Source organism: Berryella intestinalis (assembly GCF_000814825.1).
Lineage (GTDB): Bacteria > Actinomycetota > Coriobacteriia > Coriobacteriales > Eggerthellaceae > Berryella > Berryella intestinalis.
Window position 1 is genome coordinate 1,916,322 of record NZ_CP009302.1, and the last position, 14,089, is coordinate 1,930,410.

General features: G+C 61.9%; 11 protein-coding genes. All 11 read right to left on the reverse strand.

Annotated features, from left to right (window positions below):
* Nucleotides 1-23 precede the first annotated feature (23 nt).
* The 11 genes from JI75_RS08415 to nrfD all read right to left on the reverse strand — a co-directional run bounded on the left by JI75_RS08415 (nt 24) and on the right by nrfD (nt 14,089).
* Nucleotides 24-1,247 carry an arginine deiminase gene (locus tag JI75_RS08415; protein WP_039690139.1) on the reverse strand — a complete coding sequence of 408 codons (1,224 nt, stop codon included), beginning with the start codon at nt 1,245-1,247 and terminating at the stop codon, nt 24-26.
* A 631-nt stretch (nt 1,248-1,878) separates the two neighbouring features.
* Complete coding sequence (locus JI75_RS08420; RefSeq protein ID WP_158407640.1) at nt 1,879-5,289, reverse strand: Cna B-type domain-containing protein; 3,411 nt, start codon at nt 5,287-5,289, stop codon at nt 1,879-1,881.
* A 458-nt stretch (nt 5,290-5,747) separates the two neighbouring features.
* Nucleotides 5,748-7,118: an LPXTG cell wall anchor domain-containing protein gene (locus tag JI75_RS09110; RefSeq protein ID WP_158407641.1), complete on the reverse strand. Its 1,371-nt coding sequence runs from the start codon at nt 7,116-7,118 to the stop codon at nt 5,748-5,750.
* Nucleotides 7,119-7,294: 176 nt separating this feature from the next.
* Entirely contained in the window at nt 7,295-7,648 is a 354-nt protein-coding gene (gene rplT / locus JI75_RS08430) for a 50S ribosomal protein L20 (RefSeq protein ID WP_039690142.1), read from the reverse strand.
* Nucleotides 7,649-7,667: 19 nt separating this feature from the next.
* Complete coding sequence (rpmI, locus tag JI75_RS08435; RefSeq protein WP_039690143.1) at nt 7,668-7,865, reverse strand: 50S ribosomal protein L35; 198 nt, start codon at nt 7,863-7,865, stop codon at nt 7,668-7,670.
* The gene (gene infC, locus JI75_RS08440) at nt 7,865-8,470 is read right to left on the reverse strand and encodes a translation initiation factor IF-3 (RefSeq protein ID WP_039690144.1); all 606 of its coding nucleotides are present in this window, start codon (nt 8,468-8,470) and stop codon (nt 7,865-7,867) included. The genes rpmI and infC overlap by 1 nt, the downstream gene beginning before the upstream one ends.
* 274 nt (nt 8,471-8,744) lie before the next feature.
* A complete protein-coding gene (locus JI75_RS08445) occupies nt 8,745-9,941 on the reverse strand; it encodes a hypothetical protein (protein ID WP_052241718.1) in 1,197 nt (398 codons plus the stop codon).
* A gap of 27 nt (nt 9,942-9,968) precedes the next feature.
* Nucleotides 9,969-10,355: a hypothetical protein gene (locus tag JI75_RS08450; protein ID WP_039690145.1), complete on the reverse strand. Its 387-nt coding sequence runs from the start codon at nt 10,353-10,355 to the stop codon at nt 9,969-9,971.
* Between the two features lie 84 nt (nt 10,356-10,439).
* Nucleotides 10,440-11,591, reverse strand: a complete 1,152-nt coding sequence (locus tag JI75_RS08455) for a 4Fe-4S binding protein (protein WP_039690146.1) — start codon at nt 11,589-11,591, stop codon at nt 10,440-10,442.
* A gap of 95 nt (nt 11,592-11,686) precedes the next feature.
* Nucleotides 11,687-12,949 (reverse strand): molybdopterin-guanine dinucleotide biosynthesis protein B, encoded by a 1,263-nt coding sequence (gene mobB / locus JI75_RS08460; RefSeq protein ID WP_039690147.1) that lies wholly within the window; start codon nt 12,947-12,949, stop codon nt 11,687-11,689.
* Nucleotides 12,950-13,195: 246 nt separating this feature from the next.
* Nucleotides 13,196-14,089, reverse strand: coding sequence for an NrfD/PsrC family molybdoenzyme membrane anchor subunit (gene nrfD / locus JI75_RS08465; protein ID WP_039690148.1), 894 nt, complete (start codon nt 14,087-14,089; stop codon nt 13,196-13,198).

Below are 14,089 nucleotides of genomic sequence, written 5' to 3' on the forward strand. Positions count from 1 at the left end.
CAAACTGACGTGCGGGAGAAGCCTTACAGATCCTCGCGCCATGCAGGCATGCTCATGCAGCGCGGGCCCCCACGGCCGCGGGACAGCTCGGCGGAGGGAACGACCTTCAGGTCCAGACCCTCGCGATACAGGAAGTCGTTGGTGACGTTGTTGCGCTGGTACACCACGATGGTGCCGGGGCGGATGCACAGCGTGTTGCTGCCGTCGTTCCACTGCTCGCGCTCGGCGGCGATGCGGTCGCCCGCGCCGCACTGCAGCAGCTTCACGGGGCATCCAACGTACTTCTCGAGGATGCTCTCGAGGTCGCTGTCGAGGCGCTTGACGTTCACCTTGCCGTCGGCGCCCGGGGTGAGCTCGAACACGGTCAGAGGACCGAGGATGCCCGGGTGGATGGTGAACTTGTCGCGGTCGATCTGCGTGAACACGGTGTCCAGGTGCATGAACGCGCGGCTGTTCGGGATGTCGAAGGCCAAAACGGTGTCGATCGTGGAGGTCTCGTCGGCGAAGATGCCGGCCGCCAGCGTGTCGATGGCGTCGGGCTCGGTGCGCTGGGAGATACCCACGGCGAGCACGTGGTCGTTGATGTTCAGCACGTCGCCGCCCTCGATGTGGAAAGCGTAGTCGCGGCGATAGTACTGCGGGGTGCCCTTGAAGTCGGGGTGGTTGTCGAAGATGTACTGGCCGTACAGCGTCTCGCGGTTACGCGTGACCGAGTACATGCGGTGGATGGTAACGCCGCCGCCGACCATCGCGAACGGGTCGCGGGTGAAGTACAGGTTGGGCATGGGGTCGATGACCATCTTGGTGGGGCTGCTCACCAGGTCGATGAGGCTGTTGGAACGCTCCACGTCGAGTTCGGCCAGGTTGATGCCGGTCATGGTCTTCTCGACCAGAGCCTTGGGATCGGAGAACTCGGAGTTCAGGTACTCGGAGATGATGCGGCGCCACTTCTCGGTGTGGATGCCGGCCTCCTTGATCCACTGGTCGAGGAACTGGTCGCGAAGCTCGGGGCTGGAAGCGACCACATCGGCCATAAGGTCCTCGAGGTACACGACCTCGACGCCTTCATCGCGCAGGGTCTGCGCGAACGCATCGTGCTCCTGCTGAGCGACTTCCAAGAACGGGATGTCGTCGAACAGCAGACGCTCCAGGGTGTCGGGAGTGAGGTTCAAAAGCTCGTCTCCCGGGCGATGAAGAATGACCTTCTTCAGCGCACCAACTTCGCTTTTGACGTTAACTCCAACCATCAGATGCCCTCCTTTTCTTGCATAAAATGCAACTAGATGGGTGTCGGCTCGGGCTTCTGGTGCAAGAAGCCCCTGCCACTTATCGTTCAATACGTGACACCTACCGATAAGTAACTAGGGACATTATATTAAATTCTCATTTCGAGAATAGGTTTTTTGGTGTTCAGAGCTATTCAATTTCAGGCGTTTTTATTCAAAAATTCGCTTTATTTTAGTAAAGTGTTCCGCTATATATCGAATCTACCTGCGTTTATTATTTTGAACTTTTTTGCAATATTGGATTCAGGATCATATATAACTTATACTTTCCAATTTTATTTATGTTAAAGCGGATATTTATTTAGATATCCCTAAATATGCACATATTATTACACTTCTTATTCATTTTTGATACATTTTTCAACCTTGACTTTCATAAAAACAGTATGTACGAGCCCCTCAATGTTTCACAGCGGACGGAGAAACCCGCAACGCAACCCTCTTGACATATCCCCCGCTTTCAAGAGGACGGCCAATGAAAACCTTACGCACTTCGTCGATAAAATACAAAAAGCGCCCCGCACTGCATCGCGGAGCGCTTTTTCGTTTCAAGCCCTATCCGCTTGCACGGACGGGGTCGCTGGGCGATCGGCTAGAGCGCGCGGTCGCCTTTCTTCCTGCGGAGCGCAAACGCTCCCAGCAAGCCGGCACCGGCAACCAGGGCGATAGCCCCGACGGCCCATGCCACGGTCTCGCCCGTCTTGGGCATGACCGTCACCTTCGCCAACGGCTTCTCGCCAGCAGGCGCGGGCGGAACGGGCTGCGGCTCGTCCGGAACCGACGGCGCAGGCGGAGTGGGATCATCCGGAACCGGAGGCGCGGGCGGGGTGGGATCGCCCGGATCGGGCGTCTTGGGCTTGTGGGTGTTGACGATGTCGTAACCCTCGACCGAAGACTCGTAGCCCTCAACCGCTTCCTCCGTCACGCTGTAGACGTACGCGTGGCCGTCGGCAGCATCGTATTTGGGCAGATCGGCGAACTTATACGTCCAGGATCCGTCAGCGGCGGGCTTGACCTCCTGCGAACTCACCTTGACGCCGTCCCTCATCAGGTTGACGGTGATGGAGCCGGGGCGGATGCCGTCGCTGTTCTCGTTATCGTTCCAGGTCTTCTTGCCGGAAACGTCGATCTTGGGATCTGCGATAACGACGCCCACGCGCTCGGGTTCCGTAGGCAGAAGGCCGTTGGTGGTCATCGCGAACGAGTTCCATGCCGCCTTCAGCTCGTTTTCCTCGGTACGGGTATCGGGCAGCTCGGAGAACACCACCGAAGCGTCATCGAGCTCGCCGAGTTCGGGAGCCTTCATATGGAAGGTGAACTCGATGTCCTGACCCTTCAGCCACGTAACGCCGTCCTTCAGCTGCAGCTTGAAGCTGTGGATGGCCGACCAGTCCGTCACCTCGGAAGCAAGCTTCCACTCCGGATCCGCGGCGTCGGCGGGGTTCTCGTGCTGGTAGGCCCCGGTGCTGTAGTTCACCGTGCTGTACAGATCGTCGCGCTTGGGGTTCTTGGAGGCGCTGTAGTAGACGTCCACCTTGTCCGCCCAATCGGCCGGCAGGGTGATGGCGCCGGTCATCACCGGGGTGAAGGCGCTTCCGCGATCGGAGTTGTCCACGATGCCCTTATCGCCCACAGAGGGCAGGACGTCGATGAATCCCATGCGGAAGATATCGTTGCCCGTGGTGTTCGTCATGTAGATCTTGTAGTCGATCCCGCCACCGGGAAGCGTGCGGCCGAACAGCGAGAACTCGTCGTCGAGCGCGCCTTTCACGTACTTCTTGATGCGCAGGTCGTTGTCCGAGTACTTCACGTAGCTCTTCTCGACCTTGATGCGATCCTGGTCCGTGGCGCCGTCGTGATCGATATCATCGGCGTCGGTCTCCACCTTGTTCGACGAATTCGCAGCGGTGAGCACATCGTCGGTGGAGCTGGTTCCCCACATGGTCAGGGGCAGCTGATCGGGTGAATTCTTGGTGATCTCGACGTCGAAGTACGCATCGGCGCGCTGCCACGGAAGCAGCGTGGTCTGATCCCAGTCGATGTGCACCAGCTGCTGGCCGGTGCCGTTGTAGTTCTCGTCCAGAATCGAGAAGTGGCCGGGCGTCGCATACTGCTGGCGGCCGAAGCGCAGGCTGTCGATCTTGTAGGAGGCGTTCGGGTCGGACTTGACCTTCACGCCGTAGGGCAGAAGGACCGTCGAGCTGATCTGCTTGTCCAGGTTGTCGTTGCTGTTCGTGTTGTTGAACATGCGGACATGGACCTGGTTGTCGCCCACCGCAACGACGTTGCCGTCCTTCTTCATGAACTCGACGGTGGCCAGAACGATCGGGTTGGAGACGGGCTTCTCGCCCACGGTAACCTGACGCGGGCCGACCAGATCGGTCACTTCGGTGGAAGTGCGGCGATAGGTGGTGCCGTCCGCCAGGGTGGGAACGAAGGTGACGCCCCACTTGAACGTGCCGCGGGCGCCGTCCTTGATATCGAAGAGGGGCTCGTTCTGAAGGCCAAGGCGGCCGTTGAGCTTGGACCCGTCCTCCATCTCGTACGTAATGGAGTAGCTGGTGATCTCATCGGCATCGGTCAGACCCATATCGTAGATGGTCACCTGCACGTTGCCCGTCACCTTGTTGGCGGTCTTGTTCCAATCCACCACGTGGGAGCGGGTCGAGCCGTCTTTCAGGGTGACGGTCAGGGTCGTCTTGGGAAGAACCGGAAGGGGAAGACGGCCCAAATTGTATTCGTAGTATATGTGGGGCGTGTAAATGGTAACGGCCCTGAACTGCAGCGCATCATCGTAGGTGTACTCGTTCACGAGCTTCTTGTACCCGTCTTTGAGAATCGAGTTGTTCTGGTTCCAGAGCGAGCGATCCACGGGGTTCCCGGTGGAGTCGAACAGCTTCTCGTCTCCAGAAATCCCCGTGAAGTAGGTGTCCTGGAAGCGGACCATGGCATCATCAGCCACGACGGGGTTGGGATTGGGGTGATTCTCGTTGTTTCCGTTGCTCACGTTCCCGTTCCCGTTAACGGGACCGACCGTATAAGGCACAACAATATCGCCCTCGGGAAGAGGCACATCGTTGCCGCCGGGCGCGATCAGGGCTTCCGCCTTACCCGCAGCCGTCTTGGTCTGATCCTCGATGGAAACCGCCGAGATGGTAACGTTGTTCGGCACCTTGGTGTATGCGCTGATCGACGCATCGGTACCCGTCGTCAACAGGATCTCGCAAGCGAACAGGGTGGTGCCCGCCGCTTTCTGGGCTTCGAGGGAAGGAGCCTTGAACGTCCACGTGACGGTGTCGCCGTTCACCGTGCGATCGACCAGATCGGCTCCCGACACCGTGGCGTCGGAAAACGTCAGGCGGGAATCGAGCTTATCGGTGATGGTGATGATGCTGCCCGGCTTGATGTACTGGCCGGCGGTATCGGCAAGGGTCACCGAACCTTTGATGGACCACACGACCTCCTCGCCCGGCTTCGCCACGGTCTGCGAGGGATCGCTGGAAACGACCTTCGAGAACGCCTTGGTGATCGTCGGCTGGAAAGCGGAGGTGATCGCGATCTTGGCTTCGGCCGATTCTGCCAGCACCGCGCCGCTCTCGCTCTTCAGCGTTGCCGTGGCGACAAGCGACGTGTCGTTCGGCGTGATGCCGTTCTTGGTCAGTAGCCCGATGTGGAGGCGGGCAGAAAGCCCGGTCTGCAGATTGGGAAGCTTGTACGTAAGCGTGCGTGCCTGCTGATCGTAGGTAGGCTGCACTCCGTTGATTGCCAGATCGGCCAGAGGCGTCTGCAGATCGTAGTAGGCGGCCGTGTCCTTCGGCAGCTGGACGACCAGCGTCGCAGCCGAACCGTAGCTCTCCTGGATGCTTTCCTGGGAGCCGGCCACCTTCACGTCCAGCTGTAAGACGCCCGTCGTGCCGGATTTAACCGACGGGGTTGTGCTTGTGAGCGTCAGATCGGCGTTAGCGTCGTTTTTGGCCAACGCCGTGCTCGGAAACACGAGCATCAGCGAGAAAGCCAGAGCGAACGCTAAGACAATGCGCAACCCCCCCCCCGCACTTTCAAAATATCGTTTCATTCTCGTCCCTTTCTCCGTAGTCGGGCCTTCCTCATTCTTACCGAAGCGCATACGAAACCACACCTACTGGTGGTACGCAATATAATAGCTTGCCACATCACAAAAACTCGCCGAATTATGTTGCAAAATACGCTACACCGAAGATTTCTTCGCGATCAGCGAGAAGGCTTTCCCCTTTTGCGAGACTAGCGCCCTTCGATAACACCGTAATGCACGGCGCAGGGCGATTCGGCCGGGCGAGCGCAAGCGAGCCCCATCCGCACAGCGGGCGGTTTTTTGCGCCGCGCTTCGCGAGGCACACTCGCCAGGCTAAAGCCATAAAAAAGAAAGCCGCCAGCTTGTGCCGACGGCTTTCAAGATGAAGCCAAACTGCGAGGAAGCTGCTGCTACTTGCTCAGGCGACGCAGGCGCGCAAGGGCGACGCCAGCCGCACCGACCAGGGTAGCAAGGATTCCCGCCACGGGCAGGGCGGCGTCCCCGGTCTGGGGAAGGGCGGCCGAAGCCTTGACCGTCTTCTGGACGGGGGCAGCGTCGGACGCAGCGACGGTCTTCTCGGCTGCGGGCTTCTCCGCAACCTCGGTGACAGCAGAGGTCTCCGCCTTGGGAGATTCCGGAGTCACCTTGGGATCGGTCGGCTTGGGGTCGACGGGTTTGGGATCCACAGGCTGGGGGTCGACGAGCTTCGGCTCATCGGGGGTCTTCTCGGGCTCGATCGGGGTGGCCGGAGTGAGGTCCGTCCACGGAATGCTCTCGATCACCTTGAAGGTCAGCGAGATGGCATCCTTCTCGGGGCCTTCCAGCGACTTGCGGGTGAAGTCGGTGCCGTCAGATCCAAGCGTCGTTCCGACGCCCTTGTCCTGCAGCGCGGGGCCCCATACGAAGTTGAAGGGGATCTCCATGCCGCCGAACTTGGCAGTCGCTTCCATCTCGCCCGACACCTTGCCGTAGACGGTGTACTGCTTGCCCGCCTCGGTCCCATCGAGTCCGACGCCCTTGGCCAGAAGCGTGAGGTAGTTGGGCTCGGCGAACACGGCCGTGTGCAGCTTATCGTACGTGGAGTACGCCGCGGGGTCCTTCAGCATGAAGCCGATCCCGACCTCGGTGCTTCCATCGGGAAGCTGCGTGATCTCGAGGACGTCCGAGAACGTGAACATACCGCTTTCCGGGCCGCCGGCATAGTTGGAGCCCTGCAGGCTCTTGAACGCATACGAAGCGGCGTCGGTCGGCGCGACAACGCCCTTGGGGAAGGTGATCGTAACATTGAAGTTGGATTTGACGTTGCTCAGAGCGATCGCCGAACCCGGCACGGGGCCGTTGGGGAAGTAGGCCTTCTCGATATCGGACATGTTGTTCTTGATGGCCGAAGTGCCAAATGCGAAGCCGAAGTCCAGCTTATCGGTACGGGCGGCCTTGTACACCTCGGTGTTCTCGGTGTCGAAAGCCGACTCCCCGGACTTGGCCACGGCGATGTCGCCCGTTGGAATGTAGTTGTCCGCAGGAGCGGCGTCCTGGGCGCCCAGCTGGTTGGCGGGCTGCTCGGCAGCCGGTGCGGCGGCTGCGGGCGCTTCGGCAACCGGCGCGGCGGCTGCGGGCACCTCAGCGGCCGCCTGTGCGCTGGAAGCCTCGGGCGCTACAGCGTTGGAGGGCTGGGGCGCTTCCGCGGCGGTTGCGCCGTCGGTGGCGCCCAGCGCCGTGGCGGGAGCCAGCGTGGAGCACAGGGCCACCGAAAGAATGACTGACGTTGCTCGTTTTTTCATTACCTACCTCTGGTTCTTCTCGTTTTGATTGCCTGACGAGTATATACGCTTTCCTTCTACATGATGAAAATTCTCTAATTATGCATTTCCCAAATGGGAATCGAAAGCCGCAGGTGTGAAAAGACCCTCGGAACCTGTGCGGCTTCGAGGGTCTTGCACATAAAGCGATACCGAGGCTACAGAGCCTTCTTGGCGATCTCGCACAGCTGGGAGAACGCCGCGGCGTCGTTGATGGCCATGTCGGAGAGAACCTTGCGGTCCAGCTCGATACCGGCCTTCTTCAAGCCGTTCATGAACTGGGAGTACACGATGCCGTTGGCACGGGTGCCCGCGTTGATGCGGGTGATCCACAGGCGGCGGATCTCGCGCTTCTTGTTGCGGCGATCGCGGTACTGGTACTGGAGCGAATGCTGGACCTGCTGTTTCGCGTTCTTATACGAACGCGACTTGGCGCCGTAGTAACCCTTCGCACGACCGAGGATAGTGCGGCGCTTCTTGTGGGCGTTGACTGCACGCTTTACACGAGGCATAGTGGTTCTCCTTTATCGATTAGCGAAGGCCGAGGTTGCGGGCGACAACGCGGTTGTCGGCAGCGGCCAGCTCGGTTTCTTGACGGAAGTTGCGCTTGCGCTTGGGGCTCTTCTTGGTGAGGATGTGGCTCTTGAAAGCCTTGGCGCGCATGATCTTGCCGGAACCGGTCACGCGGAAGCGCTTCGCAGTGCCCCGGTGGGTCTTCATCTTAGGCATTATTCGTCCTTTCCTTCAGTGCTATCGCTTTCGGCGACCTTGTCGTTCTTACCCGCTTTCGCTTCCTTTTTCTTCTTCACGGCGGAAGGCAGAGGAGCGATGAGCATGTGCATGTTGCGGCCTTCCATCTTCGGCGCAGATTCGATGACGGCCACGTCCTTCAGATCCTCGGCAAGGCGCTCGAGGATGGAGAGCCCCTGCTCAGGATGGGCCATCTCGCGGCCGCGGAACATGATCGTGATCTTCACCTTGTCGCCGGCGTCAAGAAAACGCAGGACGTGCTTCTTCTTGGTGGTGTAGTCGCCCACGTCGATCTTCGGGCGGAACTTCATCTCCTTGGTTTCGATCCTGCTCTGGTTCTTGCGAGCCTGCTTCGCCTTGATGGCCTGGTCGTACTTGAACTTTCCGTAGTCCATGATGCGGCATACGGGAGGTTCTGCGTTCGGAGCGATCTCCACCAGGTCGTAGCCTTCCGATTCGGCGATGCGAAGGGCCTGAACCGTGGCGTAGATACCCATCTGAGATCCGTCGTAGCCGATCAGACGGCATTCACGCGTGGTGATCTCTCTGTTGAGCCGTGGCTCCTGAGCTGCTATGGCGCTCACCTCCTGACTTCCTGCGCTTGCGCGCCGCAAAAAACAAAACCCGCTGCGAAGGGCAACGGGCGAATGAAAGCTGTCGAAACGACCTCTATTCAAGCAACCCATCAGCTCGCAGCCGAACTAGGTGGAGGAGTGAACCTCTCTTCAGTAACGTACCTGGCAGATCATACCATATTGCCTCGCCTCTGCAAGAATTCTGCGCAAACGCCCGATAACGGTCCGGCGCAGGCGCGCAGGCGCCCGCAGGCGAAAGGGGTCGATGCCCGCTCGCGCCTGTTTACGCCTTCTCGATGTAGAGATACAGCACGCGGACGGTGTCGCTTACGTTGCCGCCCGTCAGGTTGGCCGCGCTGTAGTCGTAGCTGAGAACGGCCGACCATGCGTACGAATCGACCTTGCCCTCGAACGCGTACTGCTGCTTTTGCACCGTGGTGCCGTTGGCCGCGTACGTGGTGTATTCGGAGGCATCGGCCGGAAGCAGCGCATCTCCGTCCTGGACTTTGAAGCCCGCTTCCCTCAGGGCCGTCTCGATCACGTGCCCGTTCACCACCAGATCGGAGAAGCCCAGATCGCCGAACCCCAGCGCAGTAGGCGACGCGGAATAACCTGCCTGGACCACCTTCCCGTCCTCGTCAAGGCCCAGGTACACCGACGGCGTACCCGTCTTGGGATCGGCGGGTTCGGACGTAAGGCTGCAGGTCACGTTGGTTTTGATGACGCTGTCCTCGTCGTCGGTGTCGCTGGATTTCACCTCGGTCGCGCCGTGGCCGATCTTCTCGATGGCCTCGGATTTCTCGAGGCCGATAACCGCAGACAGCCCCGGCACCTCCGTCGTCTTCTGAACAGAGGGCTTCGAGACATCTTCGCCGGTTGTCGCGACCGTTACGCTCGCGCGGAGGGCGGAGAACTCGGCAGCGCTGTTCTGAGTGTCTTTGAACAGGGTGAACCCCAGGTAGGCCAACCCACCCAGAAGCGCGATCAGAAGCACGATGATCACGATGAGGCGCCGGCGTATGCGGCGGCTTCTCCTAGCGGGAGCCGGAAGATCGGCCGACTTGCCCTTCCGGCCGCCTTTTCGGTCCTCTTCGGCGAACTTTCCGGCAAGGCCGTCATCCCCCACCAGCAAAGGGGCCGCCGCAACCGGCTCCAGCACCTCGACCGGGTCGCGGAAATCCTCCTGAACGTCCCCCTCGTAGGCAAACTCCTGCTCGGCGCTTTCCGCGCTGTCGGCCCGCTCGCGCTCTCCCTCGACCGCACCTTCGTCGGAAGAGGACGCGCGGCGGGCATGGCGCGCACGGCGGCGGCGACCCTCGCTTTGGGAGAACTCTCCGCCGTCAGGGTCGTCCGGGGTTCCGATGGGCGCGAACGCGCTTGTCAGACCGATGGGGTCGTCATACGAACCGGCCTGGTCGCCGCCGAACGGAGCGGGGTCCTTCTCGGATCGCCGGGGATTCGTCTCCTCGTTCTCGCTCATGATATGCCCTTCTCGTAACGGCGGCGCCTAGCGCATAGCCACGTTGTAATACAGGATGAACGCAAGGATGGCGACCACCGCCAGCCCGATGATGACGCCCTGCATCTTCGACATCCCGTCGGCCGACTCGATGTCTGCAAGGGTCGTTTCGCGGTACCCGTCCCGGTCGGTCGCGCCCGACGAGGCGGGTTTTTCCACCTGCTGAGCGCCCGGCGAAGCGGAAAGGTCGGCGCCCTCAGACGCGGCCTGCGCACCGCTTTCGGCAGAAACCCCGCCTACCTTTGCGCCGTCGGCGAGCCCGTCGTCTGCTCCGTCCGGCGCGGCGGGCTGGATCGAAGAGACTCCGGCCCGAATGACGAAGTCGTCCTCGTCGTCCGGGGTCACCGTGATGTGTTTGCGGGTATCGTCGGTCATGAGGACCCTTTCGCCTATCCAACTCGTTCGATTATATACGACCCGTCCGTCACCGCGAAGCCGCCGGAGCGCGAGAGCCCGAACCTAGCTCGGGCCCAGGCTGAACGGCTTGGGGGCGCTTTTTGCGCTGCGCAGGTCGAATACCACCGGGTCGAAGCTGAACAGCTGCTCGGTGGGAACGACGGGGCTGACCTTCAGGCATTTCTTCCAGCACACGTCCTGGCACAGGTTGCACTGGATGCACTCCGACGCCCAGAACTCCAGGTACTCGGGGTTCGTGTAGGGCTTCTTGCGCTCGTCGCGCTTGATGGCACCCGTCGGACAGAACACGGCGCACATGCCGCATCCGTTGCATTTGCCCACATCGATATCGACCGTCGCGAAAACGCGCGCCACCACCTCGTCGACGACGGAGTGCCCCAGCGCGTCCATCGCGTTGATGATGTCGGCGTGCCGGCGGATCTCGAACGTGGGCAGAGCCCCGTTCTCGCCCGCGCGAAGGCGCGCGCCGATGGAGATCTCCTTCTTGCCTCCCAGCTCGTGTTCCAGCGTGGCCTTCGCAGCCGTGCTCACCATCTCGCGCGCCGATCGGGCGGTTTCGGAGAAGAAATCGCGGCGCGTCGTTCCGAACAGGCCCGTCGCGTCCTCGATCAGCATATCTTCCGGAAAGGTGCTTGCGCGGGCTATCGGCACGTCGGCCCCTTGCGCCTGCACGAGTTGCTGGAACGCCCCGCACGTGATGTTGGTTCCCTCGTCGGTGGCCCGGTAGCGGCACGTCGCGCAGTCCCCATCGACCAGCACGATCTCGCGGGCGCCTTCGGACGCCAGCTTCATGAGGATGCTCTCGTCGACGCGGGCCATGCAGGGGACCTCCGCGTACAGGGACGGGTCGGCCTCGCGCCGCGATGCGATGCGCGCGCAGGCGATGACCGCGCGCCCGGCGGATGCCTCCATGGCCCGCATGCACGCGTCGAACAGATCGTCGTCGGAGGGACGAAGCGGCACCAGCGCGCCCGTGGGGCAGACCGTGGTGCACGCCCCGCAGGCGCTGCACGCCCGAACGTCGAGGTTGATCTCGTTGTTCATGACCTCGATCGCATCGCAGGGGCAGCTGTCCACGCATCGACGGCACGACGCATTGCGGTTGCGCACGGCGACGCAACGGTCGCGGTCTATATAGACCGGGCTTTTCTCGAACGCTTCGGCAACCGTGACCAAGTCGTCGATGCTGGGCATAGCCACCCCCTCTCGTAACGGCAGATAATCGGTTTAAGCGCGGTCATTGTACCGCGCGAGCACGCAGGCGGCGCAACGGCCTCACCGAACCGTTGCTAGGCGTCCAGATACCAGCGCTCGAACGACGCCAGCTCCTCGGGGGTGTTCGCGTTCACGAAGCATCCCCCCATCGGCTCGGCCGCCAACACCTCGCTTTGCGGGAACTTGCGCACGTTCACGTGCCGCACGACGTACTGGGCCGCGCGCTCTCCCGCTTCGACCCCCGCCTTCACCACCGGCAAGCAGGCGCTTTTCCGATACAGCGCATGGAACGGCTCGTAGCCGTGCTTGTTCACGGGGACCACCGCATCGGCGCCCGAGCTGGTAAGCGCCTCGGCCTCGGCCGCGATGAGACGCGGGGATGCGAATATCATGTCGCAGGCGACCACGGCCACATACGGATGGGACGCAACCTCGATGGCGGTGTAGAGCCCGGGAAGCGCACCGCGCGCGTCGCACACGTCGCGCTCGAGGCGGATGTCCAGCCCCGGGTACTCTTCGAGCAGAAACGCGAGGTTGTCGGGCTCGTTGGTAGTGACCACCAGCTCGTCGGCGACCGGGGACACCCTATCGACCAAACGGCAGATCAAAGGCCTCCCACCGAAGGGAACCGTGGCCTTGCTCCTTCCCATGCGGCGGCTTTCCCCGCCCGCCTGGATCACTACCGTGACCTTCGGCCTTACGTGGCGTTCTTCGAGGAAATCCGCAAGCTCGGACACGGCGTCCAGGCCGAACGACGGTATCCCGTATGCCCGGGCCGCCTCGATCGCGCAGGGGATATCGGCTACGACGGCCACGGTAGCCGCCCCGGGGAGCTTTTCGGAAACATCCAGGTAATCGATCTGTCGGGGCTCGTCGTCCGATACCCGACGGCCGATCTGGGTGAAGTCGGAGTCGAGCGGCCAACCTTCGCGCGCTCCCTGGGCGAAGGCCGAGGCCGCCTTCATATCGGCCGGATTCCCCTCCCGCATGATCTCGATGGTGGGCAGCCCGCTTTTGCGGTAGCCCTCCACGATGACGATGTCGTGACCCGGCATGCCGGCCACGATGTCGGCGCACTCGACGTCGCCTTCGACCGTCTTGATGCACGCCATCTGGCCGGGAGCGGCGATCACCGTCTCCGAGGCTCCCGCATGGCGATGGCGGTACGAATCCTTGCCGGGAATATCGATCTCGAAGCCCACATGGCTGTGGTGCTTGACGCTTCCCACATCGACGCCACGGGCGACAAGCTCCTCTATGAGCTTGACGATCAGGGTCGTTTTCCCTGAATTATGTCGACCGACGAACGCGACGGCCGGGCTTTTCACTTCGACCATTCAGCCTCCCCCCGAAGCGCTCATTGTAGCAAACGCCGCGAAGCCAGAGGCATCCCTTCGGTGAAACCGTTCCGCGCGCCGCCTTCCGCCTGGAAAGACGGGGCGATCACCGCCAGGCGCATGCAGCCGCCGATGAAGCGCGTGCAAAAAAACCGCGCAGCGCTTCCTCGCGCTGCGCGGTTTCCATCAGACGCCGGCGACCGCAGCAAGCGCGAGTCGCCGGCGCGACAAACGAAACGGCCGATCCTACAGGAACGGAACCACCAACGTCACCGGAAGCGCTGCCACAACCACCAGGTAGCGCAGCAGGAAGCCGCCGATGAGGACGCCCGCGCTGCCACCTGCCAGCAGGTAGCGGCCCGTCGGGGTCTCTTCGAACTCCGGCTTGGCGACGAACAGCATCACCGTCTCGATCGCGATCGGGCCCAGAAGGCCGATGATCGCGAATCCCAACCAGAACATCACCGCGAACTCGCCGCACAGAAGCGACATGACCGAGTTGCGGCCCGCCTCGCCGTTGTAGAAGGTGATGAACAGCAAGGCCGCAACCAGCACGACCTCGATGATCGGCAGGAAGTAGTGGGCCTTCTTCACCCAGCCGGTGCGCTCGAACTCCTCGGGGGCGGCCAGCACGCCGTACAGCAGAACCGCCGCGGCGCCCGTCGAGACGGCAGACACCAGGAACAAAGGCGGGAGCAGCGCGCTGTTCCACAGCGGGAACGTGTGGGCGACGCCCAGAAGCGCGCCGGTGTAGATGCCCACGCACACCGCGAACAGGCAGCCGACGACCTCGAGCCAGCGCGGTACCGCGCGGCGGGTCCACTCGAGGACCACCACGGCGAAGTCGACCACCATGAAGCCCGCCAGGAACACCACGCCCCACGTCATGACGGAGCCGAAGTTCACCAGCAGCAGGATGAAGCGCCACGGATGGAACAGGCCGGCCTTGGCGTCGGTCATCAGCAACACCAGGCCGATGCCCACGAACACGAGCGCGGCCAGGTGGGCGAAGCGCTGGATCTTCTTGGTGTCGGGGTTCTTCCAGTTCACGAACGCCGACGTGATGAACGCGCCGCCGCCCAAACCGGCCAGGAACAGGTACAGCGCAATGGGAAGCTCCCAAATAGGTTCGAATTCCAT

Coding starts and splice junctions, on each gene's coding strand:
- rpmI (WP_039690143.1), bottom strand. CDS start 7,865: ATGCCTAAGATGAAGACCCACCGGGGCACTGCGAAGCGCTTCCGCGTG.
- JI75_RS08450 (WP_039690145.1), bottom strand. CDS start 10,355: ATGACCGACGATACCCGCAAACACATCACGGTGACCCCGGACGACGAG.
- mobB (WP_039690147.1), bottom strand. CDS start 12,949: ATGGTCGAAGTGAAAAGCCCGGCCGTCGCGTTCGTCGGTCGACATAAT.
- nrfD (WP_039690148.1), bottom strand. CDS start 14,089: ATGGAATTCGAACCTATTTGGGAGCTTCCCATTGCGCTGTACCTGTTC.
- JI75_RS08415 (WP_039690139.1), bottom strand. CDS start 1,247: ATGGTTGGAGTTAACGTCAAAAGCGAAGTTGGTGCGCTGAAGAAGGTC.
- rplT (WP_039690142.1), bottom strand. CDS start 7,648: ATGCCTCGTGTAAAGCGTGCAGTCAACGCCCACAAGAAGCGCCGCACT.
- JI75_RS08445 (WP_052241718.1), bottom strand. CDS start 9,941: ATGAGCGAGAACGAGGAGACGAATCCCCGGCGATCCGAGAAGGACCCC.
- JI75_RS08420 (WP_158407640.1), bottom strand. CDS start 5,289: ATGCTCGTGTTTCCGAGCACGGCGTTGGCCAAAAACGACGCTAACGCC.
- JI75_RS08455 (WP_039690146.1), bottom strand. CDS start 11,591: ATGCCCAGCATCGACGACTTGGTCACGGTTGCCGAAGCGTTCGAGAAA.
- JI75_RS09110 (WP_158407641.1), bottom strand. CDS start 7,118: ATGAAAAAACGAGCAACGTCAGTCATTCTTTCGGTGGCCCTGTGCTCC.